Annotated in this window: 13 protein-coding genes; all 13 read right to left on the bottom strand. The window is 57.6% G+C overall.

Translation table 11 applies throughout. From position 1 onward, the window contains the following. Entirely contained in the window at positions 1-780 is a 780-nt protein-coding gene (locus tag VLA07_RS09550; protein WP_177325597.1) for a DeoR/GlpR family DNA-binding transcription regulator, read from the bottom strand. Positions 781-1,005: 225 nt separating this feature from the next. Next, the gene (gene glmU / locus VLA07_RS09545) at positions 1,006-2,373 is read right to left on the bottom strand and encodes a bifunctional UDP-N-acetylglucosamine diphosphorylase/glucosamine-1-phosphate N-acetyltransferase GlmU (RefSeq protein ID WP_333989112.1); all 1,368 of its coding nucleotides are present in this window, start codon (positions 2,371-2,373) and stop codon (positions 1,006-1,008) included. Positions 2,374-2,490: 117 nt separating this feature from the next. After that, a complete protein-coding gene (locus VLA07_RS09540) occupies positions 2,491-2,916 on the bottom strand; it encodes a F0F1 ATP synthase subunit epsilon (RefSeq protein ID WP_007954164.1) in 426 nt (141 codons plus the stop codon). Positions 2,917-2,961: 45 nt separating this feature from the next. Further along, positions 2,962-4,341, bottom strand: a complete 1,380-nt coding sequence (atpD, locus tag VLA07_RS09535; protein WP_027610292.1) for a F0F1 ATP synthase subunit beta — start codon at positions 4,339-4,341, stop codon at positions 2,962-2,964. Positions 4,342-4,368: 27 nt separating this feature from the next. Continuing rightward, the gene (atpG, locus tag VLA07_RS09530; RefSeq protein ID WP_010565870.1) at positions 4,369-5,229 is read right to left on the bottom strand and encodes a F0F1 ATP synthase subunit gamma; all 861 of its coding nucleotides are present in this window, start codon (positions 5,227-5,229) and stop codon (positions 4,369-4,371) included. A gap of 50 nt (positions 5,230-5,279) precedes the next feature. Next, complete coding sequence (atpA, locus tag VLA07_RS09525; RefSeq protein ID WP_047596971.1) at positions 5,280-6,824, bottom strand: F0F1 ATP synthase subunit alpha; 1,545 nt, start codon at positions 6,822-6,824, stop codon at positions 5,280-5,282. A gap of 21 nt (positions 6,825-6,845) precedes the next feature. Next, complete coding sequence (locus VLA07_RS09520) at positions 6,846-7,382, bottom strand: F0F1 ATP synthase subunit delta (RefSeq protein WP_007911956.1); 537 nt, start codon at positions 7,380-7,382, stop codon at positions 6,846-6,848. A 12-nt stretch (positions 7,383-7,394) separates the two neighbouring features. After that, on the bottom strand, positions 7,395-7,865 hold the full coding sequence (locus tag VLA07_RS09515; protein ID WP_011336718.1) for a F0F1 ATP synthase subunit B: 471 nt from the start codon (positions 7,863-7,865) through the stop codon (positions 7,395-7,397). A gap of 59 nt (positions 7,866-7,924) precedes the next feature. Next, the gene (atpE, locus tag VLA07_RS09510) at positions 7,925-8,182 is read right to left on the bottom strand and encodes a F0F1 ATP synthase subunit C (RefSeq protein WP_003097235.1); all 258 of its coding nucleotides are present in this window, start codon (positions 8,180-8,182) and stop codon (positions 7,925-7,927) included. 133 nt (positions 8,183-8,315) lie between these two features. After that, a complete protein-coding gene (gene atpB, locus VLA07_RS09505; RefSeq protein ID WP_007960779.1) occupies positions 8,316-9,185 on the bottom strand; it encodes a F0F1 ATP synthase subunit A in 870 nt (289 codons plus the stop codon). A 16-nt stretch (positions 9,186-9,201) separates the two neighbouring features. Further along, positions 9,202-9,609 (bottom strand): F0F1 ATP synthase subunit I, encoded by a 408-nt coding sequence (locus tag VLA07_RS09500; RefSeq protein WP_003229783.1) that lies wholly within the window; start codon positions 9,607-9,609, stop codon positions 9,202-9,204. A gap of 148 nt (positions 9,610-9,757) precedes the next feature. Beyond that, complete coding sequence (locus VLA07_RS09495; RefSeq protein WP_007960777.1) at positions 9,758-10,630, bottom strand: ParB/RepB/Spo0J family partition protein; 873 nt, start codon at positions 10,628-10,630, stop codon at positions 9,758-9,760. Between the two features lie 9 nt (positions 10,631-10,639). Then, a complete protein-coding gene (locus tag VLA07_RS09490) occupies positions 10,640-11,437 on the bottom strand; it encodes a ParA family protein (protein ID WP_003229787.1) in 798 nt (265 codons plus the stop codon). Positions 11,438-11,447: the final 10 nt, after the last annotated feature.

The raw sequence follows: 11,447 nt of genomic DNA, 5'->3' as shown, positions 1-11,447 counted from the left end.
TTATTTCTCCTGACTGACAGCCGCGCAAATCACGCTGATACCGCGGGCCTGAATCTGATCGCGCGCATCTTCAGGCAGGCGATCATCGGTAATGAGGGTATGGACGCTGCTCCACGGCAGCTCCAGGTTGGGAATCTTGCGGCCGATCTTGTCGGCCTCGACCATCACGATCACTTCCCGCGCCACGTCAGCCATCACCCGGCTCAAGCCGAGCAACTCGTTGAATGTGGTGGTGCCACGCACCAGATCGATACCATCGGCGCCGATAAACAACTGGTCGAAGTCGTAAGAGCGTAGTACCTGCTCGGCCACCTGGCCCTGGAAGGACTCCGAATGCGGATCCCAGGTGCCGCCGGTCATCAGCAGCACCGGTTCGTGTTCGAGTTCGCTCAAGGCGTTGGCCACGTGCAGGGAGTTGGTCATCACCACCAGACCCGGCTGCTGGCCAAGCTCGGGAATCATCGCCGCAGTGGTGCTGCCACTGTCGATGATGATGCGGGCGTGCTCGCGGATACGTTTGACGGCGGCGCGGGCAATCGCCTGTTTGTACTTTGAAACGCTTTGGCCCGGTTCAGCGACCAATTCCTGCGGCATGGTGATCGCCCCGCCGTAACGGCGCAGCAACAGACCATGGCTTTCCAGCGCAGCCAGATCCTTGCGGATCGTAACTTCCGAAGTTTCGAAGCGCTTGGCCAGTTCATCCACACTGACTTCGCCCTGCTCATTGAGCAAGGCGAGGATGTTGTGCCGGCGCTGGGGTGTATTGCGTTTCGACATGATGGTCTAAGTTTCGATTCGAAAGATAACGGAAGCAATCAAAACCTATCAGCCATAAATCGTCAAGCGACAGATCGAAAATTTTAGAAACGACACAGACGAATATGGGAGCGGGCTTGCTCGCGAATGCGAAGGGTCAGTCACTGAAATGTGAAACTTAAACACCGCATTCGCGAGCAAGCCCGCTCCCACATTTAGATTCAAGCATTAAGTGCAGCTGTGGATAACTCAACTCTTCTTGATCTTCTCCGGCCGCTTCCAGCCGTCGATATTTTTCTGCCGCGCCCGACCAACGGCCAACTGGGCGTTATCCACATTCTGGGTGATGGTCGAACCAGCCGCGGTGGTTGCCCCGGACGAGATATCCACAGGTGCGACCAACGAGTTGTTGGAGCCGATGAACACGTCCTCGCCCAACACGGTTTTCCACTTGTTGGCGCCATCGTAGTTGCAGGTAATGGTGCCCGCGCCAATGTTGGTGCGGGCGCCGATTTCCGCGTCGCCCAGATAGGTCAGATGCCCGGCCTTGGCGCCCTCACCCATGCGCGCGTTTTTCAGTTCGACAAAGTTACCCACATGCGCGCGTGCTTCGAGCACCGTGCCCGGACGCAGACGGGCGAACGGACCGGCATCGCTGCCTTCACCCAGCACCGCACCTTCGATGTGGCTGTTGGCTTTGATCACCACGCCTTTGCGCAGGGTGCTGTCCTTGATCACGCAGTTCGGGCCGATCACCACGTCGTCCTCGATGACAACATTACCTTCGAGAATCACGTTGATGTCGATCAGCACATCGCGACCGACGGTGACTTCGCCACGCACATCGAAACGCGCCGGGTCACGCAGGGTCACGCCTTGCGCCATCAGCCGGCGGCCGGCGCGCAATTGGTAATGACGCTCGAGCTCGGAGAGTTGCTTACGATCATTGGCGCCCTGCACTTCCATCGGGTCGTGCGGTTGCTCGGTAGCCACCACCAAGCCGTCATTAACCGCCATTTCGATTACGTCGGTCAGGTAGTACTCGCCTTGCGCGTTGTTGTTCGACAGGCGGCTCATCCAGTCGGCCAGACGATTGGCCGGGACGGCGAGGATGCCGGTGTTGCCTTCGGTGATTGCGCGCTGGGCTTCGCTGGCATCTTTATGCTCAACGATGGCAGCGACCTTGCCGTCAGCGTTGCGCACGATGCGACCGTAACCGGTCGGGTCTTCCAGCTCGACGGTCAGCAGGCCCATCTGGCCCGGTACGACATGTTTAAGCAGGCGCTGCAGGGTTTCAACTTCGATCAACGGCACGTCACCGTAGAGGATCAACACCGTGTCGGCGCTGATGAACGGCACAGCCTGAGCCGTTGCATGACCAGTGCCCAATTGCTGGTCCTGCAGCACGAAATTCAGGTCGTCAGCCGCCAGACGCTCACGCACCACATCGGCACCATGGCCAATGACCACATGGATGCGCTGCGGATCAAGTTGCCGCGCGCTGTGGATAACATGGCCAAGCATGGAATTGCCGGCAACCGGGTGCAGCACTTTCGGCAACGCCGAACGCATACGGGTGCCTTGACCGGCCGCGAGGATAACGATTTCGAGAGACATGACTGGCTACCAATCCTGGGTGGTCAGCAACTGCGACCGGGTTGTAAAAATCGGAAAAGAAAAAAGGGTAGCCGAGGCTACCCTTTTTTATCAATCGCACAACAAGCGGCTGACGGATTAACCGCCAAACTTCTTGCGGATCTGCTGGACGGTGCGCAGCTGAGCTGCAGCCTCGGCCAGACGTGCGGACGCAGCTCCGTAGTCGAAATCTGCGCTCTTCTCGTGCAGAGCAGCTTCGGCAGCCTTGAGAGCTGCCTGGGCTTGAGCTTCATCCAGGTCGGCGGCACGTTGCACGGTATCGGCAAGCACCTTGACCATGTTCGGCTGAACCTCGAGGAAACCACCGGAGATGTAGAACACCTCGGCTTCCCCGCCTTGCTTGATCAGGCGGATCGGACCTGGCTTCAGATTAGTGATCAGCGGCGCGTGACCCAGAGCGATACCAAGATCACCCAGTGCACCGTGCGCAATCACCATCTCGACCAGGCCGGAAAAGATTTCCCCTTCCGCGCTGACGATATCGCAATGGACTGTCATAGCCATCTGATTGCCTCAACCTAAATTAGCGCCCGTTGCCGGGCGCCGGGATTACAGTTTCTTGGCTTTCTCGATCGCTTCTTCGATGCCGCCAACCATGTAGAACGCTTGTTCTGGCAGGTGGTCGTAGTCACCGTTGAGGATGCCTTTGAAGCCAGCAATGGTGTCTTTCAGGGAAACGTATTTACCCGAAGCACCGGTGAAGACTTCAGCCACGAAGAACGGCTGCGACAAGAAGCGCTGGATCTTACGAGCACGGTTAACCAACTGTTTGTCGGCTTCCGACAGCTCGTCCATACCCAGGATCGCGATGATGTCTTTCAGCTCTTTGTAACGTTGCAGAACGTACTGAACGCCGCGAGCGGTGTCGTAGTGGTCCTGACCGATTACGTTCGGATCCAGCTGGCGCGAAGTCGAATCCAGTGGATCTACCGCTGGGTAGATACCCAGGGAAGCGATGTCACGGGACAGAACGACGGTGGCGTCCAAGTGGGCGAAGGTGGTCGCTGGCGACGGGTCGGTCAAGTCATCCGCAGGTACGTATACCGCCTGGATCGAGGTGATCGAACCTTCTTTGGTCGAAGTGATACGTTCTTGCAGAACGCCCATCTCTTCAGCCAGGGTCGGCTGGTAACCTACTGCCGAAGGCATACGGCCCAGCAGTGCGGATACTTCAGTACCGGCCAGGGTGTAACGGTAGATGTTGTCGACGAACAGCAGAACGTCGTTACCTTCGTCACGGAACTTCTCGGCCATGGTCAGGCCGGTCAATGCTACGCGCAGACGGTTTCCCGGCGGCTCGTTCATCTGACCGTAAACCAGTGCCACTTTGTCCAGAACGTTGGAGTCCTTCATCTCGTGGTAGAAGTCGTTACCCTCACGAGTACGCTCACCCACACCGGCGAACACGGAATAACCGCTGTGCTCGATGGCGATGTTACGGATCAGTTCCATCATGTTTACGGTTTTGCCTACACCGGCACCACCGAACAGACCGACTTTACCGCCTTTGGCGAACGGGCAAACCAGGTCGATAACCTTGATGCCGGTTTCCAGCAGGTCGTTGCCGCCTGCTTGCTCAGCGAACGAAGGTGCTGCGCGGTGAATGCCCCAGCGCTCTTCGGTGTCAATTGGACCGGCTTCGTCGATCGGGTTACCCAGAACGTCCATGATCCGGCCCAGAGTCGCTTTACCGACCGGTACGGAGATGGCTGCGCCGGAATCGGTAACTTCCAGACCGCGCTTCAAGCCCTCGGTGGAACCCATCGCAATGGTGCGAACCACGCCGTCGCCCAGCTGCTGCTGAACTTCCAGAGTGGTTTCGGCCGCGCTGACTACTTTCAGCGCGTTGTAGATGCTCGGTACGCTGTCGCGTGGAAATTCCACGTCGATAACGGCGCCGATGATTTGAACGATACGTCCGCTACTCATAGCTGGATCCTCTGAATATTTGAACCGTTAAACCGCGGCAGCGCCGCCGACGATTTCCGAGATCTCTTGGGTGATCGCAGCCTGACGCGCCTTGTTGTAGATCAGCTGCAAATCGCTGATCAAATCACCGGCGTTGTCGGTAGCGTTCTTCATCGCGATCATCCGCGCAGCTTGTTCAGCCGCGTTGTTCTCGACCACCGCCTGGTACACCTGCGACTCCACGTAGCGCACCATCAAGCCGTCAAGCAGCTCTTTGGCGTCTGGTTCGTAGAGGTAGTCCCAGTGGTGCTTGAGTTCTTGATCCGGGGTTGCCACCAGTGGAATCAACTGCTCCACGGTAGGCTGTTGTGTCATGGTGTTGATGAACTTGTTGGATACCACGGACAGGCGATCGATACGGCCCTCCAGGTAGGCATCCAGCATCACCTTGACGCTGCCGATCAAATCATTGATCGACGGCTCTTCACCCAGGTGGCTGATAGCTGCAACGACGTTACCGCCGAAGTTGCGGAAAAAGGCCGCACCCTTGCTACCGACTACACACAGATCAATCTCGACGCCGTTTTCGCGGTTTACCGCCATGTCCTTGACCAGGGCCTTGAACAGGTTGGTGTTCAAGCCGCCGCACAAACCACGGTCACTGCTCACGACGACATAACCAACACGCTTTACTTCACGGTCGATCATGAACGGGTGGCGGTATTCCGGGTTGGCGTTGGCCAGATGCCCAATTACCTGGCGGATACGCTCCGCATAAGGACGGCTGGCTGCCATGCGCATTTGTGCCTTGCGCATTTTGCTCACCGCCACTTTTTCCATGGCGCTGGTAATTTTTTGCGTGCTTTTGATGCTCGCAATCTTACTGCGAATCTCTTTTGCGCCTGCCATGTAACACCTATCAGGTTAGCAAGCGGGAGCCTTGCGGCTCCCGCTGCGGCTTACCAGGTTTGGGTGGCCTTGAACTTCTCGATACCGGCTTTCATGCCAGCGTCGATTTCGTCATTGAAGTCACCTTTAACGTTGATCTTGGCCATCAAATCGGCGTGATCGCGGTTGAAGAAAGCAATCAGCGCTTGTTCGAAGCTGCCGATCTTGGCGATTTCAATGTCAGTCAGGAACCCACGCTCAGCGGCATACAGCGACAGCGCCATGTCAGCGATCGACATTGGTGCGTATTGCTTCTGCTTCATCAGCTCGGTAACGCGCTGACCATGCTCAAGTTGCTTACGGGTCGCTTCGTCCAGGTCAGAAGCGAACTGGGCGAATGCCGCCAGTTCACGGTACTGAGCCAGAGCGGTACGGATACCACCGGACAGCTTCTTGATGATCTTGGTCTGAGCGGCACCACCCACACGGGATACCGAAACACCGGCGTTCACTGCAGGGCGGATGCCCGAGTTGAACATGGCCGATTCCAGGAAGATCTGACCGTCGGTGATGGAAATCACGTTGGTCGGAACGAACGCGGAAACGTCGCCAGCCTGGGTTTCGATGATCGGCAGTGCGGTCAGGGAACCGGTTTTGCCGGTCACTGCGCCGTTGGTGAACTTCTCTACGTATTCTTCCGAAACGCGGGATGCGCGCTCCAGCAGACGGGAGTGGAGATAGAACACGTCGCCTGGGTAAGCTTCACGGCCTGGTGGACGGCGCAGCAGCAGGGAAATCTGGCGGTAAGCCACTGCTTGCTTGGACAGATCGTCATAAACGATCAGCGCGTCTTCACCGCGGTCGCGGAAGAATTCACCCATGGTGCAACCGGAGTACGGTGCCAGGAATTGCAGCGCAGGAGATTCCGAAGCACTGGCAGCCACGATGATCGTGTTGGCCAGGGCGCCGTTTTCTTCCAGCTTGCGAACCACGTTGGCGATGGTCGATTGCTTCTGACCGATCGCTACATAGACGCAGAAAATGCCGCTGTCTTTCTGGTTGATGATCGCGTCGATCGCCAGAGCGGTTTTACCGATCTGACGGTCACCGATGATCAGCTCACGCTGGCCACGGCCGACAGGGATCATGGCATCGACAGCCTTGTAGCCAGTCTGTACAGGCTGGTCTACCGACTTACGCCAGATTACGCCCGGTGCAACTTTCTCGACCGCGTCGGTCAAGGTGTTGCCCAGTGGACCTTTGCCGTCAACAGGGTTACCCAGTGCATCGACTACGCGACCCAGCAGTTCCTTACCCACCGGAACTTCGAGGATGCGGCCGGTGCACTTGGCGCTCATGCCTTCAGCCAGACTGGTGTATGCGCCCAGTACAACGGCACCTACGGAGTCTTGCTCCAGGTTGAGGGCCATACCGTAGACGCCGCCCGGAAACTCGATCATCTCGCCGTACATGACGTCGGCCAGACCGTGAATCCGCACGATGCCGTCAGATACGCTGACGACAGTGCCTTCGTTACGGGCTTGGGAGGTCACATCGAGCTTGTCGATGCGGCCCTTGATAATTTCACTTATTTCGGAAGGATTGAGTTGCTGCATTGCTCTGCTGCCCCTTCAAACTCAAGATTTCAATGCTTCGGCAAGTTTCGCGATTTTGCCGCGAATCGAGCCATCGATAACCAGGTCGCCGGCGCGGATAACGACACCCCCTATAAGGGCAGCATCCTCCGCAACTTGCAGGCGCACTTCCCGGTTGAGTCGTGCACTGAGAACCTTGGCGAGTTTGTCTTGCTGTTCTTGGTTCAATGCGAAAGCACTGGTCACTTCAACGTCTACCGACTTCTCTTGTTCGGCCTTGTACAGGTCGAACAGAGCGGCGATCTCCGGCAGAAGCGGGAGACGGTCGTTTTCGGCAACGACATTGATGAAGTTCTGTGCCTTGGCATCAAACTTGTCGCCGCACACGTCAATGAACGTGGCGGCCTTTTCTGCGCTCGTCAGTCGCGGGGCCTTGAGCACGCGCTGCATGGTGTCGTCTTGCGACACCGCTGCAGCCAGGCCGAGCATGGCTGACCAATTGGCCAGTTGCTGGTGGGCCTGAGCGTGCTCGAAGGCCGCCTTAGCGTAAGGTCGGGCCAACGTGGTCAGTTCTGCCATGATCGCCCTCGCTTAGATTTCAGCAGCCAGTTGGTTAACCAGCTCTGCGTGCGCGTTTTGATCGATTGTGGCACCCAGGATCTTCTCGGCGCCGCCGACAGCCAGCAAGCCCACTTGGGCGCGCAGCTTGTCTTTGACACTGTTCAGTTCCTGTTCGATCTCGGCTTGAGCCTGAACCTTCACACGGTCAGCGTCGATACGGGCTTTTTCAACAGCCTCTTCAACGATCTGGTTACCGCGTTTCTTGGCTTGCTCGATGATTTCAGCTGCCTGAGCTTTCGCTTCGCGCAGTTGCTGACCCGCTTTCTCTTGGGCCAACTCCAGGTCGCGAGCTGCACGGCTGGCAGCGTCCAGACCATCAGCGATCTTCTTTTGACGTTCGTGCAGAGCAGCGATGACCGGAGGCCATACGAACTTCATGCAGAACAGTACAAAAATCAGGAACGCAACGGACTGGCCAATCAGGGTCGCATTAATGTTCACGCCAACACCTCGCAGTTACGTTGTCCATCACACCAAATTACTCGGAAGAATCCGGGTAATTAGCCAGCGATCTGACCAACGAACGGGTTCGCAAAGGTGAAGAACAGAGCGATACCAACACCGATCATGGTTACGGCGTCGAGCAGACCGGCAACGATGAACATTTTAACTTGCAGCATTGGAACCATTTCTGGCTGACGCGCTGCGCCTTCCAGGAACTTGCCGCCCAGCAGGCCGAAACCAATTGCGGTACCCAGTGCGCCCAGGCCGATCAACAGTGCAACAGCGATAGCGGTTAGACCAACTACAGTTTCCATCTTTCCTCCCGACTTTTACGTCGTATGGTTTAGGTTTTTTAGATTAAAGCGGTAAAACAAATCGTTTCAGAGGCCCGGTTAAGAGCCCCCTCCCGTTTGACCGGGAGGGACATCAGATCAGCCAAGGCTGCTCTTAATGGTTTTCTTCGTGCGCCATCGACAGGTAGACGATGGTCAGCATCATGAAGATGAACGCCTGCAGAGTGATGATCAGGATGTGGAACACAGCCCACGCCCACTGCAGAACAACGCCCAGGCCACTCAGCCAGAGCAGGCCGCTGCCGAACATCACAGCGATCAGAATGAACACCAGCTCGCCGGCATACATGTTGCCGAACAGACGCAGGGCCAGAGAGATCGGCTTGGCGATCAGGGTCACGAATTCCAGCAGGAAGTTCACCGGGATCAGCAGGGCCTGAACGAAGATGTTCTTGCTGCCGAACGGGTGCAGGGTCAGTTCGCCGATGAAGCCGCCGATGCCCTTGACCTTGATGCTATAGAAAATGATCAGTGCGAAAACCGAGAACGCCATGCCCAGGGTCGCGTTCGGGTCGGTAGTCGACACGGCACGGAACGGGATGTGGTGGTCGCCGGTGATCAGGATGGCCAGCTGAGGAATCCAGTCGACCGGTACCAGGTCGACGGCGTTCATCAGGAACACCCAGACGAAGATGGTCAGTGCCAGCGGTGCAATCACCGGGCTACGGCCATGGAAGCTGTCTTTCACGCTGCCATCGACGAATTCGACCAATACTTCAACGAAGTTCTGCAAAGCACCTGGCTGACCCGAAGTCGCTTTCTTTGCCGCCATGCGGAAAAGGAAAACGAAGATCAGACCCAGCGCGACCGACCAGCCGAGGGTATCGACGTGGAAAGCCCAGAAGCCCATTTCCTTGGCTTCTGCTGCGGTATGGGCAAAGCCCCAGCCGCCGTTAGGTAGCTGACCGAAGGTCAGGTTCTGCAAGTGGTGCTGGATATAGCCCGAAGCGGTTGTTTCTGCCATGGTTGCCTCAAACGCCCTAAGGTCTCGAAAGTCTTGTTCTCATCAGCAGGGGAGCGAACCAGCTGACCGACTGAGTCAGCACGAAAGCGCCGAATACTGCGATCGGCGCCAATGGCTTCACACCTGCAAACACCAGTGCAAACAGCACTGCCGTCAAAATCAGTTTGCCTGCCTCGCCGGCATAAAATGACCGGACGATGGACTGGGCTGCTCGGGCGCCGGAAAACCGAAATGCCTTGTGAGCGAAATAAACATTGGGCAGCAAGGCTATCAGGCCTCCGCAAAGTCCCGAGTATCCGGCAACGACTCCGTGCCATTGCCAGAGCGCCAAAGCGGCAATGAGCAAAATGACAAATTGAGCCATCAACACCGGAAAAACCGCCAGGCGATGGAACGGCAGGCGGTTTGGCTTGCGGGTTTCCATCACGTTTGCTCTCCAATGGTCGGCTGCCAGAATTCAATAACTTGGCATAATTTGTGCCGACAAAATGCGCGCAGAGTATAGGGGCGGTTCTGCCCCTATTCAACTGTCAGGTAGTGATTTCCGACTGCGCGCTACATGAGGAAATGTTTCAGCGGATGTGTGCGAGCACACCTTGAAGCTCATCGAGGGAGTTGTAACCGATGACCAACTGACCTTTTCCCTTCTTGCCGTGGCGAATCTGCACCGCAGAGCCTAGGCGCTCGGCCAGACGCTGTTCGAGCCGGGCGATATCCGGGTCGGGTTTGGCCGCTTCCACAGGCTCCGGTTTGCCACTCAACCACTGACGAACCAGTGCCTCGGTTTGGCGCACAGTCAGGCCGCGTGCGACAACATGTCGCGCCCCTTCCACCTGCTGGTTGTCCGGCAGACCGAGCAAAGCACGGGCATGACCCATTTCCAGGTCACCGTGGGACAGCATGGTCTTGATGACTTCCGGCAGTGCAATAAGTCGCAACAGGTTAGCCACAGTCACGCGGGACTTACCCACAGCCTCGGCAACCTGTTGTTGAGTGAGCTGGAATTCCTGCTGCAGTCGCTGCAAGGCGACGGCTTCCTCAATCGGGTTCAGGTCTTCACGCTGGATGTTCTCGATCAGCGCAATGGCGATCGCGGTCTCATCCGGCACATCACGGACCATCGCCGGGATGGTTTCCTGGCCGGCCTGCTGGCTGGCGCGCCAGCGGCGTTCACCGGCGATGATTTCGAAGCGGCCACCGCCAATCGGGCGCACCACGATCGGCTGCATCACGCCTTGTGCCTTGATCGACTGCGCCAGCTCTTCCAGCGCTTGCGGATCCATGTCGCGGCGTGGCTGGTATTTGCCACGCTGCAGCAGATCCAGCGGCAGGTGCTGCAGTTCACGGGTATCGGCCTGCGCCGCCTGTTCTTCCAGCGCGCTGACGGTCGGACCACTCAGCAGTGCATCCAGTCCACGTCCGAGACCTCGTTTCTTGACGGCCATGGGGATTCCTTAAGTTGGCTGGGCAGCGGCGATGCGTGAATTTTTGCGCTGACGGCGAACCATCTCGCCCGCCAGGGCCAAATAAGCCAGCGCGCCGCGCGATTGCTTGTCGTAGGCCAGTGCCGGCATACCGTAGCTCGGTGCTTCGGCCAGGCGGATGTTGCGCGGGATCACCGTGTCGTACAGCTGCTCGCCAAAGTGTTCCTTGAGCTGCGCCGAAACATCGTTCATCAGGCTCAGCCGCGGGTCGTACATGGTGCGCAGCAGACCTTCGACCTTGAGGTTGGGGTTCAGCAGTTCGGCGATGCGCTTGATGTTATCCACAAGGTCGCTCAAGCCTTCGAGCGCAAAGTATTCGCACTGCATGGGGATAATCACCCCGTCAGCAGCGACCAGTGCGTTCAATGTGAGCATTGACAGCGACGGCGGGCAGTCGATCAAAATGTAATCGTAGTTTTCACGGATCGGCGCCAGCGCGCTGCGCAGACGGCTTTCCTTCATCTGCATTTCCAGCAGCACCACTTCTGCCGCGGTCAGGTCGCGGTTGGCCGGCAGCAATTGATAACCGCCGTGCTCGGAGTAGTGCATGGCCTGGGCCAGATCGCATTCGCCGATCAGCAGGTCGTAGACCGAGTTCTCCAGGCCATGTTTATCCACACCGCTACCCATGGTGGCGTTGCCCTGTGGATCGAGATCGATCAACAGCACCCGGCGCTTGGTCGCGACCAGGGATGCTGCGAGGTTGATGCAGGTGGTGGTCTTGCCCACACCACCCTTCTGGTTCGCTATCGCGAATACCTTAGCCATTCTTGCTTGT

It is taken from the genome of Pseudomonas sp. S3(2024), from assembly GCF_036861315.1.
Lineage (GTDB): Bacteria > Pseudomonadota > Gammaproteobacteria > Pseudomonadales > Pseudomonadaceae > Aquipseudomonas > Aquipseudomonas putida_A.
The sequence above is the reverse complement of the archived record's forward strand: the minus strand, read 5'-3'. Positions and strand labels throughout refer to the sequence as shown.